The following is an 18,283-nucleotide window of genomic DNA, read 5'->3' as shown; positions in this document are numbered from 1 at the left end:
GTGAACTTCACTTCTTTTCTTATGAGCGTTTGATAGTTCCGAAGAACTTGGCAATCGTCTTGCCACTCAAACGCCCACGCTTATCGGCTGTGTGTTGTTAACGAACACTTCGCAAAATCAAAGCAACCCGCTTCTTTCTTGCCGCCTTCGCTGCGATCAGCGAAGCCTTGAATTCTAGCACGATTTTTTAAGAACCGGCAAACTTTTTTTGTCGCCTGCCTCGTCGCTACCGACCAGACTCGCTACTCGCCAACCTCGTTCGCCTCGTCGTTTCCAACTCAGCGCCGTGATCAGCGAAGCCTGCGATTCTATACCGTTTTTTTCGCGCCCGACAAGCCGGGCGAAAAATTCTTCATGCCGGCCCGTTGCAGCACGCCGGCCGCCGCCCAGCGGCCGCTGGCGAAGCACGCAGTGAGCAGGTAGCCGCCGGTGGGAGCTTCCCAGTCGAGCATCTCGCCGGCACAGAAGGTGCCTGGAATGGCGCGCAGCATCGCACCGTCGTCGAGCGCCTCCCAGGCCACGCCGCCGGCGCTGCTGATCGCCTCGTCCACCGGTCGCGGCGCGGACAGGCGAACGGGCAATGCCTTGATGTTCGCCGCGAGAAGCGCCGGGTCGTGCATCTGCTCCTTCGTCAGGACCTCGTGCAGCAGCCCCAGCTTGATGCCCTCCAGGTGCAGCCGGCCCTTGAGGTGGCTGGACAGGGAGCGCGAGCCGCGCGGGTGCGACACCTCGCGCAGCACCTGCTCGGGGCTGCGATCCGGCAACAGGTCCAGGGCGAAGGTGGCCTCGCCGGTACGGGCGATGGTATCGCGCAGGCGCGCGGAGAACGCATAGACCAGGCTGCCCTCCACGCCCGAGGCGGTGGCGACGAATTCGCCCTTGCGCCGCTCGCCCTCGAAGGCGATGGCGACCGACTTGAACGGCTGCCCCGCGAAGCGCGAGGAGAAAAGCCCGCTCCAGCCACCGGCGACGTCGAAGCCGCAGTTCGACGGCACCAGCGGCGCCACCGCCACGCCGCGCTCTCGCAGCAACGGCTGCCAGGCGCCATCAGACCCGAGGCGTGCCCAACTCGCGCCGCCCAGGGCGAGCACCACGGCATCGGCCCGCGCGCCCACTTCGCCCTGCGGCGAGGCGAAGCGCAGCGCGCCCTCGCCTTCCCATCCCAGCCAGCGATGCCGCATATGGAAGACCACCCCCGCCTCGCGCAGGCGATGGAGCCAGGCGCGCAGCAGCGGCGCCGCCTTCATGTCCACCGGGAAGACGCGCCCCGAGGTGCCGACGAACGTCTGCACGCCGAGGCCGCGCGCCCACTCGCGCAGCGCCTCGGGCCCAAAGGCCTCGACCATGGCGCGCAGCATCGGCGCCTGCGGCCGGTAGCGGCCCAGGAAGGCCTCGAGGGCCTCGGAGTGCGTGAGGTTCATGCCCCCGCGTCCCGCCAGCAGGAACTTGCGGCCGGCCGAGGGCATGGCGTCGTACACGTCCACCCGCAGCCCCTGCTGCGACAGCACCTCGGCGGCCATGAGGCCGGCAGGCCCGGCGCCCACCACGATCACATTCATCAGGAATCCCGTTCTTCGTTCATTCGACCGGCACGAGCCGGCCCAGCCCGGTGAGGAAGGCCGCGCGCACGGCCTCACCGGGATGCGCCGCGGCCACCGCGCGGCGATAGCGCCGCAGCTGCTCGAGCAGGTCGTCGTCCTGCTCGGGGCGCGCCGCGGACTTGTAATCGAGCACCCACCAGTCGCCGCCCTGGCGGCGGCGTACGAGGCGGTCCAGCCGCAGCAGCTCGCCCTCGTGGTGTATCTCGACTTCGTTGCCCGCCCAGTCCACCGCCTGCGGGTCCCAGGCCCAGGCGCCCTCACCGCGGCGGATGCGGGCGGCCATGGCCTGGGCATCCTGCAGCACCGTGGCGGACAGGCCGAACTCCCGCGCCACCCGTTGCAGCAACGGCGGCGGGCACGCGGGCGCCTGGTCCGGCCAGCATTCGAGCAGGCGGTGCAGGGCCTGGCCGAACCGCGAGAGGCCGTCGGCCGGCACCAGGGCCTCGTCGTCCTTCACCGGTCGGGCCAACGGCGTGCTGGGCGCGGGCACTACGGGAAGGCCGCACGGGGCACCCGCGTCGGCATGCGCCGCGGACACCGGCGCGACATCGGCCTCGGCGACCGGCTCGCACAGCGGCTGCACGCGCCGCCACCAGCTGCCCTCCGCCGGCGTGCGCGGCTCGACGCTGGAGGCCGCCAGCTCGCCACGGGCTCGGGTCATGGCGACATAGAGGGCGTTGAGCTCCTCGCGCTGGCGCGCCTGCTTTTCGGCCTCGAGCGCCGCGACGCAGCAGGCTGGCGGCTTGCTCTCGCTGGCAAGGAAGGCGAAGCGCCGTGGCGCGGCAGCCTCGCCGGGCCAGTCGACCAGCACGCCCATGGTCTCGGCGCGCGGCGCCGGCGCGTCGGTGTCCAGCAGCAGCACCAGGGGCGCCTCCAGGCCCTTGGCGCCATGCACCGTGAGCAGGCGCACCGCGCCGGCCTGGGCCACCGCCGGCGCGCGCAGGCCACCCGCGCGCAGCGCGCGCACGAAGGCGTACGGCGTGGCATAGCGGCCGCCCGAGACCTCCAGGGCGGCGCCGAGCAGCGCGCGCAGGTTGGCCAGCACCGACTCGCGCAGCGCGGGCGGCGCGGCCTGCGCGTAGCGGGCGAGGACGTCGCCGTCATGGACGATTGCGTCGAGCGCGTCGTGGGGCGGCAGGCGGTCAATCCACCGCTTCCACTTCGCCAGCACCTCGCCCACGCCGGCCAGCGGCGCGGGAGGCGTCCACGCGTCGTCCTGCAGGAGGTCGAGCCACGGGCGCGGGTGGCCCTCGGCGGCAACGGCGCGCGCGCGCAGCGCGAGTTCGACCAGGGCCGCATCGGGCACTGAAAACACCGGGGACTTGAGGACCCGGGCCATGGACAGGTCGTGCGTGGGCGTGACCAGCACGTCCACCAGCGCGACGAGGTCCTGGACCTCGGGGGCCTCGCCCAGGTCGGCCTTCTCGGGCTGCTGCGAGGGGATGCCGAGGTCACGCAATTCATCCTGCATCGCCACCAGGCGGTCGCGACGGCGCGCCAGCACCATGATGTCCTGCGGCGCGAGGCCGCCGGCGATGCGGCGCGCCAGCCACCGCGCGGCCTGGCGGCACTCCTGCACCAGCAGGCGCTCCTCGGGCAGCTCGCGGGGCGTCGTCAGGCTGTCGCGCCAGCCCTCGGCGGGCGCCGGCGCCTCGCCGGCGGCCGGCGCCGCGGAAGGCTCACGCGCAATGGCCGGCAGGTGCAGCACCCGCCCGGGCGCGGCGGACTCGGTGGTGTGGGCGCGGAAGCCCTCGTACTGGCCGGCGGCCTGGGCGGCCTCCATCACCTGGTTCATCGCGCCCAGCACCGAGGGCGCGTTGCGGCGGGTGTGGTCGCATCCGAGCAGGTCGCCCCCGAGGCCGTCGACCACGAAGCGCTGCGCCGCCCGGAACACCTGGGGCTCTGCGCGGCGGAAACGGTAGATGCTCTGCTTGGGGTCACCCACGATGAACACGCCCGGCGCGTCGCCGCCGCCCGCGCCGGCATAGCCCGAGAGCCACGCGTGCAGGGCCTGCCACTGCAACGGGTTGGTGTCCTGGAACTCGTCGACCAGCAGGTGGGCGATGCGCGCGTCCAGCCGCTCCTGCACCCAGCCCGAAAGGACCGGGTCGGACAGCATCACCAGTGCGGCGCGCTCGACGTCGTTCATGTCCACCCAGCCCTCGTCGCGTTTGAGCTGGGCGTACTCCTCGATCAGGATGCGCGCCAGCCGCGCCATGCGCAGGTGGTGCAGCCAGGCCTCGTGCTGGCCCTGGGCCGCCAGCAGGCGCAGCGCCAGGTACTGCGCAGCGCGGATGTCGCCGATGCCGGCGAGCTTGTCATTGAACTTGCGCGGCTCGTTCTTCTGCGTGAGCAGGCCGCCGAGGGCCTGAGCGAGATCACCGGCGGACACGCCCTGCTCCAGTTGCGAACCGGCGGCCGAGAAGGTGGCCTGGGTGGCCTGACCCAGGGCCCGGGCCGCAGCGAGAAGTTGCGCGCGCACCGGCCCCTCGGCGGCCAGCAGCCCGGCGGGCGTGGGGGCGCCCGGGAGGTCGGGAAAGACCTCGTCCCATGGCTTCACCGAGGCCTCGACCACGCCCTCGGCATCCGCCAGGCCGAACTCGGTACGCTTGGACAGGGCGCCCAGCAGCGCCTTGAGCGTCTGGCTGCGGCCATGGGCGGCGACGCTCGATTCATAGTCGCGCCGCGCATCGGCATCGCCGGCGACTCGATCGTGGAAGCGGCGCCAGACCTTGGCGACGGCCTGCGCGTCATCCTCCAGCAGGTCGTGGCGGGCGGGCAGCCCGAGGTGCTCCAGGGTGGCCAGGGGGGCGGTGCGAAGCAGCGCGGCGAACCAGCTGTGGAAGGTGCGCACCTGCACCGGCCGGCCGGCGGCGAGCAGCTGCGCGTACAGCCCGCGCAGCGGCGCCACCAGGGCCGGGGCCTCGCCGGGAGGCACGCCCCGTGCGGCCAGCTCGCCGAGGAGCTTCGCATCGTCGGCGTGGGCGAATTCCTCCAGCCACTCGTGCAGGCGCTCGCGCATCTCGCCGGCGGCCTTCTTGGTGAAGGTGATGGCCAGGATCTCGTGCGGCGGCGTGCCGGCCAGCAGCGCGCGCAGGATGCGCGAGACCAGCATCCAGGTCTTGCCGGCGCCGGCGCAGGCTTCCACCGCGACGCTGCGGCGCGGGTCGCACGCGATGGCATAGAAGGCCTCGCGCGGCACGCGGTGGCCGTTGACCTCGTAGGCGAAGGAACCGGAGGGCGCGCCGGGCGCCGCCGGGCCGCCCCGAGGCGCGGGCGTCCCCTCGGGGGGCGGGGAGCCGGACGAAGTGGGCGAACGGGGGGACATCATGTCTGCCAGTAGTCCTTGCGGCACAGGCCGCGGGCCGCGCAGTGCTCGCAGACCTGTCCCTCGCCCAGCGGGGGCAGCGTGGCGCCATCGCCGATGCGGCGCAGGTCGTCCAGGATGCCGTGCACCAGCGCCTCGCGCGCCTCCTGCACCGCCTCCTGGAACATGAACCGGGTCTCGCCGCGCTCGCCCACGTTGACGTAGGCGGCGCGCAGGCTGTCGTCGTCCAGCAGGGCGGCGTAGAAGGCCAGCTGGGTGTCCTCGAAGGGCGCGGCGATGCGCTCGCGCGTACGGCCGGCATCCTCGGTCTTGTAGTCCATGACGAGCCGGCGGCCATCGGGCAGGCGGTCGATGCGGTCGATGCGGCCAGTCAGCGTCACCGGGCCCAGCGGCATGTCGTGCTGGGTCTCGGCGCTGGCGAAGCGCGCGCCGTGGTCCGCCTCGAACTTCGCGAGGGCCTGCAGGTAGCCCTCGCGCACCTGCGGCCAGGCAGCCTCGAAGGGCAGGAACTCGCCGGGCGGCATCTTCAGGTCCCGGGTGGCAGCCAGCGCCACCTCGTCGAGCAGCGCAGCGCGGGCCGCGTGCGCGTCGCGCCAGTCGGCGTGCAGGGCCTCGTGGAAGCGCCGCAGCACTTCGTGCAGCCAGGTGCCGAAGTCGCGCTTGTCCAGGTCGGTATCGATCTCCTCGGTCTCCTGCAGCCCCATCTGGCGCAGCGAGAGGAAGCGGTACGGACAGCGGCGCAGGTCCTCGTAGGCACTGGCGGAGAGCCGGGCCACGCCGAGTTGCGGCGCCTGCGGCTGGGGCCGTGCCACGGGGCGCACGGGCAGCTCGCGGCGCTCGCGCGGGTCGGCAGCCGCGCCGCCCAGGCCCTCCAGCCGCAGCAGCTGCACCAGGGCACTGGGCAGCACCGGCTCACCGCTGTCGTCGGTGGCTCGCCACAGCACGTCCACCCGCGGCACCTGCATGGCATGCCGCCAGCCCTCGCGCAGCGTGGCCTCGAGCTGCGATCGCGGCGGCAGGCCCAGCACCTCGCGCTGCGCCGCGGTCCACGGCCCCGGCGGCTCTGGCGATGGCGCGAGGCGGACCTCGTCGCAGCCCGGCACCACCAGCGCCGGGAAACGGCGTCCCAGCAGCTGGTTGAACGGCAGGATCACCACCTGCGCCAGTTCCGGCGCGTCAGGCACGAAGCTCGCAGCCTCCAGGGCCTCGCCGGCCCAGGCAGTGAATTCGGCCAGCGAGAGCCGGCGCTCGGCCTGCGGCAGCTGCGCCCACAGGTGGCCAGCCGCCTCGTCGAGGCCGAGCGCGGCGATCGCCTGCGCGCCGGCCGGGTCGGCCTCCAGCGCGGACCAGGCGCGCACGGCCTGCAGCAGCTCGCGCAGCGCCTGCTGCCACTGGGGCAGCGGCCGCCCGGCGCGCAGCCGCTCGCGCCAGGCGTTGGCTTGTTCGAGCAGGTCGGACCAGCCCGCGCCAGCCGCCTCGCCCTCGCGCGCCAGGCGCGGCGCGGTCACCGCGGACCACTGCCGCAGGCCGGCGCGGCGCACCCGCCGCTCCAGCGAGAGCACGGTACGAGGCGCAGCGGCGGGGGTGTTCTTCAGCCAGTCGATCACCTCGTCGCTGCTGGCGTCCCAGGCGCAGGCGGCCAGCAGCGCCATGACCTGCGCCGCGGCCCGGGTGGTCGAGAGCTTCCAGCCGGTCTCGTCGGCGATGGCCACGCGGCGCGCGGCCAGCATGGCGCGGATGCGGCGCGTGAGGACCCGGTCCACCGCGGCCAGGGCCACCGGCGCGCGGCCCTGCTCGAGGTGCCGGATGACGCAGGCGGCGGCCATCTCGGCCTCGTGGGAGGGATCGGGGGCGGCATGCAGGGCCAGCCGGCCCGCGGGCGCGGACTCGTCCAGCGGCCAGCACACGGCGCGCTCGCCGAGGCGTCGGGCAATGGCCTCGGTGACCGGCTCGGGCTGCAGGCCCTGCAGGACCACCAGCAGGTCGAGGGAGGCGGCAGTGCGCTCGGACAGCAGTTCGTCCGTCGCGTACGACGAGGCGGCGGCCCATTCGATGGCGATGCGGGCGATCGCCGCCTCGAAGGCCATGGCGGCATGCTCCAGGCCCAGGCCGGCGACACCCCGCGCTCGGGCCGCCCACTCAGGCCGCTCGGCGGGCAGCACCGCGGCAGCGGGCGTGGCCAGCTGCCAGGCCGCCTCGACCAGGCGCGGCGCGAGCACGCCGGCCTGGCGGCCCAGGCCGGCGCGGTCCAGCCAGGCGCGGGCCGTGAGCAGGTCCAGGCCGCGGTCGAAGCTCAGGTCCGTGGGGCCGGGCGCGAAGGTGCCGCGCGAAGCCCAGTTCATGGTGGTCTCGAAGCGCGGCGCGAAGCCGTCGGGCGCGTGGCGGGCCCACAGGCGACGGGCCAGGGGCATCAGCTGGGCGTAGGGCACGAGCACCACGGTGCGCGCCGCGTGGGCGCCGCGGCGCGCCATCTCACCGGCCAGCCGGCCTACCAGGCCCGCCAGGACGCCCTCGCCATCATGGGCGGGCGCTATCGTTGCCATAGCATTCGAGCAGCCCGGCACGTCCGGTCGATGGGCTTGGTTTCTGTCACAATCCCGCCACTGTAAACGCACAAGGGCACCGACCCAGACCCCAAGGAACCATCATGGCCAGCGACCTGATCAAGCACATCTCCGACGCCTCCTTCGAAGCCGACGTCCTGCAGTCGGCCAAGCCGGTGCTGGTGGACTACTGGGCCGAGTGGTGCGGCCCGTGCAAGATGATCGCCCCGATCCTCGACGAGGTCTCCGCCGCCTACCAGGACAAGCTGGTCATCGCGAAGATGAACGTCGACGAGAACCGCGACATCCCCGCCAAGTTCGGCATCCGCGGCATCCCCACCCTGATGCTGTTCAAGGGCGGCCAGCTCGCCGCCACCAAGGTGGGCGCCATGAGCAAGGCGCAGCTCACCGCCTTCATCGACCAGCAGCTGGCCTGATCCGGTGCCCGCGGGGCGCTGGCGCGAACGCGCAACACCACCCGCGACAGGGGCCCCAGGGGCCCCTTTTTCGTACATATAATCACCGGCACTCAATGCCCGCCCCTGGTTGGCGGGCCCGCCGAGTCCCCGGTTCGTGAGGCCCTTCTCGCCTCGCCTCGGACCTCCCCCAGATACCCACCAGACCCCCGCACGGGGCACAACGCGAGGCATACCGCCATGCACCTGAACGAACTCAAGGCACTGCACGTTTCCGAAGTCCTCAAGCAAGCCGAGGAACTCGAGATCGAGAACACCGGCCGGATGCGCAAGCAGGAGCTGATGTTCGCGATCATCAAGAAGCGCGCGAAGGCCGGCGAGCAGGTGTTCGCGGACGGCGTGCTCGAGATCCTGCCCGACGGCTTCGGCTTCCTGCGCAGCCCGGACACCAGCTTCACCGCCAGCACCGACGACATCTACATCTCCCCCAGCCAGGTGCGCCGCTTCAACCTGCACACCGGCGACATGATCGAGGGCGAGGTGCGCATCCCCAAGGACGGCGAGCGCTACTTCGCGCTGACCAAGCTGGACAAGGTCAACGGCGGCCCGCCCGAGCAGAACAAGCACAAGGTGATGTTCGAGAACCTCACGCCGCTGTTCCCCAAGGAGCAGATGCGCCTGGAGCGTGAGAACCTCAAGGGCGAGGAGAACATCACCGGCCGCGTGATCGACATCATCGCCCCCATCGGCAAGGGCCAGCGCGCCCTGATCGTCGCCCCGCCCAAGTCCGGCAAGACCGTGATGATGCAAAGCATCGCCCACGCGATCTCGGCCAACTACCCCGACAGCCACATGATGGTGCTGCTGGTCGACGAGCGCCCCGAGGAAGTGACCGACATGCAGCGCTCGGTGAAGGCCGAGGTCATCGCCTCCACCTTCGACGAGCCGGCCGCCCGCCACGTGCACGTGGCCGAGATGGTGATCGAGCGCGCCAAGCGCCTGGTCGAACTGAAGAAGGACGTGGTGATCCTGCTGGACTCCATCACCCGCCTGGCCCGCGCCTACAACAACGTCGTGCCCTCCTCCGGCAAGGTGCTGACCGGCGGCGTGGACGCCAACGCCCTGCAGCGTCCCAAGCGCTTCCTGGGCGCCGCCCGGAATGTCGAGGAAGGCGGCTCGCTGACCATCATCGCCACCGCGCTGATCGACACCGGCTCGCGCATGGACGAAGTGATCTTTGAGGAATTCAAGGGCACGGGCAACTGCGAAATCCACCTGGACCGCCGCCTCTACGAGAAGCGCGTGTTCCCCTCGATCCAGCTCAATCGCTCCGGCACCCGCCGCGAGGAGCTGCTGCTGGCCCCCGAGATCCTGCAGAAGACCCGCATCCTGCGCCAGTTCATGTACAACATGGACGAGATCGAGGCGATGGAGATGGTGCTCAAGTCGATGAAGGCCACCAAGACCAACGTCGAGTTCTTCGACATGATGCGTCGGGGCGGCTGACCGACCTGGTTATAATGCGCGGTTTCTTGCGGAAAGTAGCTCGGATGGTCTGAGCCGGCTGCCGCACCAGCCCAAGGAAGATCATGAAAGAAGGCATCCACCCCGACTACCGCGACGTTCTGTTCGTGGACCTGTCCAACGGTTTCAAGTTCGTGACCCGCTCGTGCGCTCCGACCAAGGAAACCGCCGAACACGAGGGCAAGAGCTACCCCCTGTTCAAGCTGGATACCTCCAGCGAGTCGCACCCCTACTACACCGGCACCCAGAAGTCCGTGGACAACATGGGCGGCCGCGTCGAGAAGTTCCGCAACAAGTTCGGCAAGACCGCCTTCGCCAAGTAAGCGAGCGTTCCCGCCAACGAGGGCAGCCCGGGCAACCGCGCTGCCCTTTTTCTTTCCCCGCACATAATCCCCCGCGTGAATTCGCCCACCCCCGCGATCGTCGCCCAGGCCGCCGTGCGCCGCCTGCCGCGCCTGGCCCTGCTGCTGTTCTGCCTGGCCTACGTGCTGCCCGGATTCATCGGCCGTGACCCCTGGCGCAATGCCGACATGCAGGGCTTCGGCTACATGTACGAGCTGGCGCGCGGGGCCACCGACTGGTTCCGCCCCGAGATCCTGGGCTTCGCCCCCGAGTTCGACGCGCTGCTGCCGTACTGGCTCGGCGCCTGGGCGATCCAGGCCACCGCGGGCTGGCTGGCACCCGACGTGGCGGTGCGGCTGCCCGCCATCGGCTGGCTGGCGCTGACGCTGGCCGCCACCTGGTACGCCACCTACCACCTCGCGCGCACGCCGCGCGCGCAACCCGTGCCCTTCGCCTTCGGCGGCGAGGCCGACCCCACCGACTACGCCCGCGCCCTGGCCGATGCCGGCCTGCTGGCCCTGGTGGCCTGCCTGGGCCTGGCCCAGTTCTCCCACGAGACCACGCCCTCCGGTGCGCAGCTGGGGCTGGCGGCGCTGGCCTTCTACGGCCTCGCGGCCCTGGGCCGGCCCCGCGCCTGGCCGCCGCTGGCCCTCGCCCTGGGCCTGGCCGGCCTGGCCCTCAGCGGCGGTCCCACGCTGGCCGTGCTGTTCGGCGCCACCGGCGCGGCGGTGCTCGCGCTGCAGGCCCGCGAGGGCGGCGAGGCCACGCCGGCGGCGCGCGCCTCGCTCGTGGCCGCCGCGATCACCGTGGGCGTCGCCGTGCTGGCCTCGGCCCTCGACCTGTGGCGCCTGCGCCTGGACCTGGCCGACAGCGCCGCCGGCTGGCGCGGCCTGGTCCGCCTGGTGGCCTGGTTCACTTGGCCGGTGTGGCCGCTGGCGCTGTGGACCACCTGGCGCTGGCGCCGGCAGCTGGCCAGCCCGCATGTGGCCCTGCCGCTGGCCCTGGCGGGCCTGAGCCTCGCCTCCGCCCTGACCACGCCCAATGCCGACCGCTCCCTGCTGCTGGCCCTGCCCGCGCTCGCGGCGCTGGCGGCCTTCGCCCTGCCCACGCTGCGTCGCTCGGTCTCGGCCCTGATCGACTGGTTCACCCTGCTGTTTTTCAGCGGCATCGCCCTGGTGATCTGGGTGGTGTGGATCTCCCTGCAGACCGGCGTGCCGGCCAAGCCCGCGGCCAACGTGGCGCGCCTGGCGGTGGGCTTCGAGCCGAGCTTCTCGCTGCCGGCCTTCCTCGCCGCGCTGGCCGGCACCCTGGCCTGGGCGGCCCTGGTGCGCTGGCGCGCCGGCCGCCACCGCGCCGCGCTCTGGAAAAGCCTGGTGCTGCCCGCCGCCGGCGCCGCCCTGTGCTGGCTGCTGCTCATGACCCTGTGGCTGCCGGTGCTGGACTACGCACGCAGCTACGTGCCCGGCGTGCGCGCCGTGCTGCGCGCCACCGGCCCTGAGCCGGGCTGCGTGGAAGTGGGCGCCCTGACCCGCGGCCAGATGACCGCCCTGGCCTACCACGGCAACCTGGCGCTGCGGCCCGCCGGCCCGCAGCCGGTGTGCGCCTGGCGGGTGACCGCCGCGCAGCTGGCCTCGTCCACCGCCAGCGAGCTGCGCATGGACCGCTGGGAGCTGGTGTCCACCATCCGCCGACCCTCGGACCCGCGCGAGAACCTGCGGGTCTGGCGCAAGCGCCCCTGAGGCCCCCGGTGCAGGAGCTTCGCACCATCGCCCGCCACGCGGGCACGGTCTTCGTCGGGCAGGTGGCGGTGATGGCCTTCGGCCTGACCGACACGCTGGTGGCCGGGCGCTTCTCCGCCGAGGCGCTGGCGGCGCTGTCGGTGGGGTCGGCCGTCTACATCAGCATCTTCGTGGCCCTGCTCGGGGTGCTGCAGGCGCAGCTGCCGATCTGGTCGCAGCTGCGCGGCGCAGGCGAGGACGAGGCGCTGGGGCGTTCGGTGCGCCAGGCGCTGTACCTCGCCGGCCTGGCGATGGTGGCGGGCATGGCCGCCCTGCTCCTGCCCGGCCCGCTGCTGCGCGCCACCGAGGTGCCGCCGGCACTGCAGGACGAGGTCTCGCACTACCTCGCCATCCTCGCCTTCGCCCTGCCCCCGGCGCTGCTGTTCCGCCTCTACAGCACCCTCAACCAGAGCCTGGGCCTGCCCCGGCTGGTGACGCTGATCCAGATCGCCGCGCTGGCGGTGAAGGTGCCGCTGTCGGTGTGGCTGGTGTTCGGCGGCGCGGGCCTGCCGGCGCTGGGCCTGGCCGGCTGCGCCTGGGCCACGCTGGTGGTCAACCTGGCGATGGTGGTCATCGCGGCCTGGATGCTGCGCACGCAGGACATCTACCGCCCCTATCGCATCTGGGCGCCGATGGAGCGCCCGCACGGCCCCACCCTGCGCAGCTTCGCCCGCCTGGGCATTCCCACCGGGCTGTCGATCGCGGTGGAAGTCACCTCGTTCACCCTGATGGCGCTGTTCATCGCGCGCCTGGGGACCGTGGCCGCCGCCAGCCACCAGGTGGCCGCCAGCATGACGGGGCTGCTGTACATGATGCCGCTGGCGCTGGGCATCGCGACCAGCGCCCAGGTGAGCTACTGGCTCGGCGCGCAGGACGAGGCGCGGGCGCGCCTGGCGCTGCGCGTGGGCTTCAAGCTGGCGCTGGGCCTGGCAGCGTTCAGCGCCGCGGCAGTCGCCGCGTTGCATGCGCCGCTGGCCCGCCTGTTCGCCGGAGGCAACGCGCCGGTGGTGGCGCTGGCCGCCTCGCTGCTGCCCTGGGTGGCGGTGTATCACCTGTTCGACGCCACGCAGACCGTGTGCGTCTTCGTGCTGCGCAGCTTCGGCGTGGCCACCGCCTCGCTGGTGGTGTATTGCCTGATGCTGTGGGGCGTGGGCCTGGGCGGCGGCTATTGGCTGGCCTACGTGGGCGCGCCGGGCCTCGAGCCGGTGCGCGCGCCCTGGGCCTTCTGGGGCGCCGGCGCGCTGGCGCTGGCGCTGGCCGGCGCGGCGCTCTTCACCCTGCTGTGGCGCGCGGTGCGGGCCCGGCGGCGTCCGCGCTGAGGCTCTCGCGGACCCGGCTGCCCGGCAGCGTGAAGGAGAAGGTCGAGCCCGCGCCCACCGTGCTGGCGATGCGCAGCTCGCCGCCATGGCGCTGCACCACGTGCTTGACGATGGCAAGGCCCAGGCCGGTGCCGCCGGTCTCGCGGGAGCGGCTTCGGTCCACCCGGTAGAAGCGCTCGGTCAGGCGCGGCAGGTGCTCGGCGGCGATGCCGGCGCCGGTGTCGCGCACGCTGAAAAGCAGGCGGCCGTCCGGCTGGCGCGTCCAGCCCGCGTCGATGTCGCCACCCGCCGGGGTGTAGCGGATCGCGTTGCCGACCAGGTTGGACATGGCGCTCACCAGCTCGGCGCCGGCCACCGAGATCTCCACCGGCGGCGCCGGGGCGAACCGCAACGCATGCCCCTTGCCCAGCGCCGCGGCCAGGCCGCGGGCCTCGTCCTCGCACTGGGCCTGCAGCGCCGGCAGCGGGATCCAGTCGTTCACGGCGGGCAGCGGGCTGCCCTCCAGCCGCGACAGCGTGAGCAGGTCGCTGACCAGGGCCTGCATGCGGTGCGCCTGCTGCGACATCAGGCCGAGGTAGCGCGCCCGCTCGGCGTCATCCAGCGGCAGGGTCTGCAGCGACTCGACGAAGCCGGCCAGGACCGTGAGCGGGGTGCGGATCTCGTGCGAGACGTTGGCGACGAAGTCGCGCCGCATGGTCTCGGCCTGCTCCAGCGCGGTGATGTCCCGCGAGAGCAGCAGCTTGCGGCCCTCGCCGTAGGGGTGCAGCCGCACCGAGAGGCGGCTGGGGCGCGAGGGCGTGTTGTCGCGGCCCGGAATCACCACGTCGCGCGTGAAATCGCCCACCGCCATGTAGGCAGTGAAGGCCGGGTCGCGCACCAGGTTGCCGACCAGCTGGGCGACGTCACGCTGCGCGTCGAAGCCGAAGTGCAGGGCCGCGGTCTGGTTGCACCATTCGATGCGGCCCTCGGCATCCAGCAGCACCACGCCGTTGGGCGAGGCCTGGATGGCCTCCAGGAAGTGCTGCAGGCGGGCCTGCGCATCGGCGGTCGCCTGCTCGCGCGCGCGCAGGGCGCGGCGCGCCCGCTCGATGATCTCGCCCCACAAGCCGCGCATGCGCGGCGGCTCCAGTTCCTCGGTGCGGCGCAGCCAGCGAACGACGCGCGCGCCGCGCCACAGGTCCTGGGTGAACCAGGCCACGGCCGCCAGGGTGACGGCGGCGGCCGCGCCCCAGGCATGGGCCAGCTCGATGCCGACCAGGGCGCCGCCGACCAGGAAGGCGACGAAGATGAAGACCCGGAAGGCCATGGGCTCGTCAGGCCGCGCGCACCTGCGCCACGGGCTGGCCCGTAAGGCGGTAGCCCGCCCCGCGCACCGTCTCGACCATCGTGCCCGCCGACCCGAGGGCCTCGCGCAGGCGCTTGACGTGGACGTCGACCGTGCGCTCCTCGATGAAGACGTGGTCGCCCCAGACGCGGTCCAGGAGTTGTGCGCGGCTGTGTACGCGCTCGGGGTGCGCCATGAGGTAGTGCAGCAGCTTGAACTCGGTGGGGCCCAGCTTCAGCGGCTGGCCCTGCCAGGTCACGCGGTGGGTGGCGGCATCCAGCGTGAGCGCGCCGATGGTGACGGACTCGGCGGCCTGCTCCGGCGCGCGGCGGCGCAGCACGGCGCGGATGCGGGCCAGGAGTTCCTGCGTGGAAAAGGGCTTGGTGACGTAGTCGTCCGCACCGGCGTCCAGCCCGGCGACCTTGTCCGGCTCGTCGCCGCGGGCGGTGAGCATCAGCATCGGGATGGCCTTGGTGCGCGGGTCGGCGCGCCACTTGCGGGCCAGCGCCAGGCCGCTCTGGCCGGGGAGCATCCAATCGAGCAGGATGGCGTCGGGCAGCACCGCGTCGATCTCGCGCTGGGCGCTGGTACCGTCCTCCGACCAGATCGGGTCGAAGCCGTTGTGGCGCAGGTTGACGGCAATGAGCTCGGCGATCGCCGGCTCGTCCTCGACGATCAGGACACGGGGCTTCTTCATCGCAGGGCGGACTCGATCTGTTCCATGGAGCTGTGGCGGACATCGGCGCCCTTGACCACGTAGATGATCAATTCGGCGACGTTCTTGGCGTGGTCGCCGATGCGCTCCACCGCCTTGGCCAGGAACAGCAGGTCCAGGCTGGCCGAGATGGTGCGGGGGTCTTCCATCATGTAGGTGATCAGCTTGCGCACGAAGCCGTCGAACTCGGCGTCGATCAGGTCGTCTTCCTTCAGGATGGTCACGGCCGCCGCGGTGTCAAGGCGGGCGAAGGCATCCAGCGCCTTGCGCAGGAGGCCGGCCGCCAGGTCGGCGGCGACGCGCAGGTCCGAGGTGGGCAGCTGGCGCGCGGCGCCGCTGTCGATGATGGACTTGACCATGCGGGCGATCTTGGCCGCCTCGTCGCCGGCGCGCTCGAGGTTGGCCGTACCCTTGGAAATCGCCAGCAGCAGGCGCAGGTCGCGGGCGGTGGGCTGGCGCCGGCCGATGATGGAAGCCAGCTCGCGGTCGATGTCGACCTCCATCTGGTTGACGCGCTGCTCGATCACGAGCACCTGGTCGGCGGCCTCCACGCTGAAATTGGACAGCGAATAAATGGCCTGGTGGATCTGCGACTCGACCAGGCCGCCGAGCTCCAGGACGCGCGAGGAGACGCTATTGAGCTCGGAGTCGAACTGGGCGGAAATGTGCTTGTCTGCCATCGCTCTTGCCTTCCTGTGATCAGCCGAAGCGGCCGGTGATGTAGTCCTCGGTTTCCTTGCGGCGCGGCTTGAAGAAGATCTGCTCGGTCTCCCCCACTTCCACCAGGTCGCCCAGGTACATGTAGGCGGTGTAGTCGCTGCAGCGGGCAGCCTGCTGCATGTTGTGCGTCACGATGACCACGGTGTAGTCGTCCTTCAGCTCGGCGATCAGCTCCTCGATCTTCGCGGTGGAGATCGGGTCCAGCGCGGAGCACGGTTCGTCGAGCAGCAGCACCTCGGGCTTGATGGCGATGCCGCGGGCGATGCACAGGCGCTGCTGCTGGCCGCCGGACAGGCCGGAACCGGACTGGTCCAGCTTGTCCTTGACTTCGTTCCACAGAGCGGCCTTGCGCAGGGCCCACTCGACGCGGTCGTCCATGTCGCTGGAGGACAGGTTCTCGAACAGGCGCACGCCGAAGGCGATGTTGTCGTAGATGGACATCGGGAACGGCGTGGGCTTCTGGAACACCATGCCGACCTTGGCGCGGATCAGGGCCACGTCCTGCCGGGAGGTGAGCAGGTTCTCGCCGTCCAGGATGATCTCGCCCTTGGCGCGCTGCTCCGGGTACAGCTCGTACATGCGGTTGAACGTGCGCAGCAGGGTGGACTTGCCGCAGCCCGAGGGGCCGATGAAGGCGGTGACCTTCTTCTCGGGAATGTCCAGGTTGATGCCCTTGAGGGCGTGGAAGTTGCCGTAGTAGAAGTCCAGGTTGCGGACCGAGATCTTCGAGGGCGAGGCGGTGGTCATGGTGGCGGTCGTCATGAGGCGGCCTTTGTCAGTTCTTGTGGCGGGTCAGCACGCGGGCCAGGATGTTCAGGCCCAGTACGGCAATGGTGATCAGGAAGACGCCGGCCCAGGCCAGTTGCTGCCAGTTCTCGTAGGGGCTCATGGCGAACTTGAAGATGGTCACCGGCAGCGAGGCCATCGGCTCGGAGAGGTTGGACGTCCAGAACTGGTTGTTCAGGGCGGTGAACAGCAGCGGCGCGGTCTCGCCGGAGATGCGGGCCACGGCCAGCAGCACGCCGGTCACCACGCCGGCACGGGCGGCCCGCAGGGTGATGGAGGTGATCACCTTCCACTTGGGCGTGCCCAGGGCGTAGGCGGCCTCGCGCAAGCCGGAGGGCACCAGCGTCAGCATGTTCTCGGTGGTGCGGATCACCACCGGCACCACGATCAGCGCCAGGGCGCAGATGCCGGCATAGCCCGAGAACTGCTTGAAGCGGGCGACCACGACGGCGTAGACGAACAGGCCGATCACGATCGAGGGGGCGGACAGCAGGATGTCGTTGACGAAGCGGGTGGTCGAGCCGAGCCAGCCCTTGGCGTCGTACTCGACGAGGTAGACGCCGGCCATGATGCCCACTGGGGTGGCCACCACGGTGGCCAGCACCACCATCAGCAGCGAGCCGTAGATGGCGTTGGCGATGCCGCCGGGCTCGTTGGGCGCCGGGGTCATCTGGGTCAGCGTGGCCAGGGTCAGGCCGCCGACGCCCAGGCGCACGGTCTCGATCAGGATCCAGATCAGCCAGAACAGGCCGAAGGCCATGGCCGCCATGGACAGGGTCAGGGCGACGGCATTGACCGTCTTGCGGCGGCCGAACTTGGCCAGGCGGATGTCGTTCACGATTTGCGACCTTCGCTCTTCTTGAGTCGTGCCAGCAGCAGCTTGGACAGTGCGAGCACCACGAGGGTGATGAAGAACAGGACCAGGCCCAGGTAGATCAGGGCAGCCTGGTGCATTTCCGAGGAAGCCTCGGCGAATTCGTTGGCCAGCGCCGAGGTGATGCTGTTGGCGGGGGCGAACAGGCTCAGCGAGTCGAGCTGGTTGAAGTTGCCGATCACGAAGGTGACGGCCATGGTCTCGCCGAGGGCGCGTCCCAGGCCGAGCATGATGCCGCCGATGACGCCGCCCTTGGTGTAGGGCAGGACGACCTTGAACATCACCTCCCAGGTGGTGCAGCCCAGGCCGTAGGCCGACTCCTTCAGGAGCGACGGCGTCACCTCGAACACGTCGCGCATGACCGCGGCGATGAAGGGGATGATCATGATGGCCAGGATGATGCCGGCCGACAGCACGCCGATGCCCACGGGCGGGCCGGAGACCAGGGCGCCGAGCACCGGCACGCCGGCCAGGGCCTTCTGCAGCGGCTGCTGCACCCAGGTGGCCAGGATGGGGCCGAACACCAGCAGGCCCCACATGCCGTACACGATGGAGGGCACGGCGGCGAGCAGTTCTATGGCGGTCCCCAGCGGGCGCTTGAGCCAGGCCGGCGACAGCTCGGTCAGGAACAGCGCGATGCCGAAGCTGACCGGCACGGCGATCACCAGGGCGATCACCGACGTGACCAGGGTGCCGTAGATCATCACCAGGCCGCCGTACTGGTCGGCCACCGGGTCCCAGGTCGAACTGGCCAGGAAGCCCAGGCCGTAACGGTCGATCGCCGGCCAGGCGCCGACGACCAGGGATCCGAGGATGGCCAGGAGCAGGCCCAGGGTCAGGAGGGCGGCGCCCTTGGCGCCCCACCCGAACAGGCGATCCAGGAGCGGGCCGTGGCCGGCCGAACGGGGTGAAGGGGACATGCCCTGGCGGTCAGACGGCTGGTTCACGGCGGTCAGGTCGAAAGTAGCCTCATGGGCTGGCAGTGTAGAAGACATGAGGCTCCTCAAGACAAC

Annotated in this window: 14 protein-coding genes; 5 read left to right on the top strand and 9 right to left on the bottom strand. The window is 71.4% G+C overall.

Annotated elements, in window-relative coordinates:
• Positions 1-308 precede the first annotated feature (308 nt).
• From ACT80S_RS12830 to ACT80S_RS12820, 3 genes are read right to left on the bottom strand one after another with little or no spacing between them, the layout of a single operon-like run.
• Positions 309-1,559, bottom strand: a complete 1,251-nt coding sequence (locus ACT80S_RS12830) for a TIGR03862 family flavoprotein (protein WP_377416323.1) — start codon at positions 1,557-1,559, stop codon at positions 309-311.
• A 19-nt stretch (positions 1,560-1,578) separates the two neighbouring features.
• Positions 1,579-4,932, bottom strand: coding sequence for a UvrD-helicase domain-containing protein (locus ACT80S_RS12825; protein ID WP_377416321.1), 3,354 nt, complete (start codon positions 4,930-4,932; stop codon positions 1,579-1,581).
• Positions 4,929-7,472: a PD-(D/E)XK nuclease family protein gene (locus ACT80S_RS12820; protein ID WP_377416319.1), complete on the bottom strand. Its 2,544-nt coding sequence runs from the start codon at positions 7,470-7,472 to the stop codon at positions 4,929-4,931. Before ACT80S_RS12820 ends, ACT80S_RS12825 begins: the two co-directional genes overlap by 4 nt.
• Positions 7,473-7,576: 104 nt before the next feature.
• Between ACT80S_RS12820 and trxA the strand changes: the two genes are divergently transcribed.
• From trxA to ACT80S_RS12795, 5 genes are all read left to right on the top strand, one after another.
• Positions 7,577-7,909 carry a thioredoxin TrxA gene (trxA, locus tag ACT80S_RS12815; protein ID WP_377416318.1) on the top strand — a complete coding sequence of 111 codons (333 nt, stop codon included), beginning with the start codon at positions 7,577-7,579 and terminating at the stop codon, positions 7,907-7,909.
• A gap of 219 nt (positions 7,910-8,128) precedes the next feature.
• Positions 8,129-9,394 carry a transcription termination factor Rho gene (gene rho, locus ACT80S_RS12810; RefSeq protein ID WP_377416316.1) on the top strand — a complete coding sequence of 422 codons (1,266 nt, stop codon included), beginning with the start codon at positions 8,129-8,131 and terminating at the stop codon, positions 9,392-9,394.
• An 83-nt stretch (positions 9,395-9,477) separates the two neighbouring features.
• A complete protein-coding gene (locus tag ACT80S_RS12805; RefSeq protein ID WP_377416314.1) occupies positions 9,478-9,735 on the top strand; it encodes a type B 50S ribosomal protein L31 in 258 nt (85 codons plus the stop codon).
• 75 nt (positions 9,736-9,810) lie between these two features.
• Positions 9,811-11,493, top strand: coding sequence for a hypothetical protein (locus tag ACT80S_RS12800; RefSeq protein WP_377416312.1), 1,683 nt, complete (start codon positions 9,811-9,813; stop codon positions 11,491-11,493).
• Positions 11,494-11,501: 8 nt separating this feature from the next.
• Positions 11,502-12,851 carry an MATE family efflux transporter gene (locus ACT80S_RS12795; RefSeq protein ID WP_377416310.1) on the top strand — a complete coding sequence of 450 codons (1,350 nt, stop codon included), beginning with the start codon at positions 11,502-11,504 and terminating at the stop codon, positions 12,849-12,851.
• Here the strand turns inward: ACT80S_RS12795 and phoR are convergent.
• From phoR to pstC, 6 genes are read right to left on the bottom strand one after another with little or no spacing between them, the layout of a single operon-like run.
• A complete protein-coding gene (gene phoR / locus ACT80S_RS12790) occupies positions 12,805-14,157 on the bottom strand; it encodes a phosphate regulon sensor histidine kinase PhoR (protein WP_377416308.1) in 1,353 nt (450 codons plus the stop codon). The two genes, ACT80S_RS12795 and phoR, sit on opposite strands and share 47 nt — an antisense overlap.
• A gap of 7 nt (positions 14,158-14,164) precedes the next feature.
• On the bottom strand, positions 14,165-14,872 hold the full coding sequence (phoB, locus tag ACT80S_RS12785) for a phosphate regulon transcriptional regulator PhoB (protein WP_377416306.1): 708 nt from the start codon (positions 14,870-14,872) through the stop codon (positions 14,165-14,167).
• Positions 14,869-15,570, bottom strand: a complete 702-nt coding sequence (gene phoU, locus ACT80S_RS12780; protein WP_377416304.1) for a phosphate signaling complex protein PhoU — start codon at positions 15,568-15,570, stop codon at positions 14,869-14,871. Before phoU ends, phoB begins: the two co-directional genes overlap by 4 nt.
• Before the next feature lie 19 nt (positions 15,571-15,589).
• Positions 15,590-16,372, bottom strand: coding sequence for a phosphate ABC transporter ATP-binding protein PstB (gene pstB, locus ACT80S_RS12775; protein ID WP_377416302.1), 783 nt, complete (start codon positions 16,370-16,372; stop codon positions 15,590-15,592).
• Between the two features lie 13 nt (positions 16,373-16,385).
• Positions 16,386-17,234: a phosphate ABC transporter permease PstA gene (pstA, locus tag ACT80S_RS12770; RefSeq protein WP_377416300.1), complete on the bottom strand. Its 849-nt coding sequence runs from the start codon at positions 17,232-17,234 to the stop codon at positions 16,386-16,388.
• A complete protein-coding gene (gene pstC / locus ACT80S_RS12765) occupies positions 17,231-18,265 on the bottom strand; it encodes a phosphate ABC transporter permease subunit PstC (RefSeq protein ID WP_377416298.1) in 1,035 nt (344 codons plus the stop codon). The genes pstA and pstC overlap by 4 nt, the downstream gene beginning before the upstream one ends.
• Positions 18,266-18,283: the final 18 nt, after the last annotated feature.

The organism is Ramlibacter sp. MAHUQ-53 (assembly GCF_052600055.1).
This window is presented reverse-complemented; position numbering and strand designations above follow the sequence as displayed.

Excerpts from the sequence above, each read along its gene's own strand:
- pstC (WP_377416298.1), bottom strand. The coding sequence starts at position 18,265 with ATGTCTTCTACACTGCCAGCCCATGAGGCTACTTTCGACCTGACCGCC.
- ACT80S_RS12820 (WP_377416319.1), bottom strand. The coding sequence starts at position 7,472 with ATGGCAACGATAGCGCCCGCCCATGATGGCGAGGGCGTCCTGGCGGGC.
- ACT80S_RS12805 (WP_377416314.1), top strand. The coding sequence starts at position 9,478 with ATGAAAGAAGGCATCCACCCCGACTACCGCGACGTTCTGTTCGTGGAC.
- ACT80S_RS12825 (WP_377416321.1), bottom strand. The coding sequence starts at position 4,932 with ATGATGTCCCCCCGTTCGCCCACTTCGTCCGGCTCCCCGCCCCCCGAG.
- pstB (WP_377416302.1), bottom strand. The coding sequence starts at position 16,372 with ATGACGACCGCCACCATGACCACCGCCTCGCCCTCGAAGATCTCGGTC.
- rho (WP_377416316.1), top strand. The coding sequence starts at position 8,129 with ATGCACCTGAACGAACTCAAGGCACTGCACGTTTCCGAAGTCCTCAAG.
- trxA (WP_377416318.1), top strand. The coding sequence starts at position 7,577 with ATGGCCAGCGACCTGATCAAGCACATCTCCGACGCCTCCTTCGAAGCC.
- ACT80S_RS12830 (WP_377416323.1), bottom strand. The coding sequence starts at position 1,559 with ATGAATGTGATCGTGGTGGGCGCCGGGCCTGCCGGCCTCATGGCCGCC.
- phoU (WP_377416304.1), bottom strand. The coding sequence starts at position 15,570 with ATGGCAGACAAGCACATTTCCGCCCAGTTCGACTCCGAGCTCAATAGC.
- phoR (WP_377416308.1), bottom strand. The coding sequence starts at position 14,157 with ATGGCCTTCCGGGTCTTCATCTTCGTCGCCTTCCTGGTCGGCGGCGCC.
- phoB (WP_377416306.1), bottom strand. The coding sequence starts at position 14,872 with ATGAAGAAGCCCCGTGTCCTGATCGTCGAGGACGAGCCGGCGATCGCC.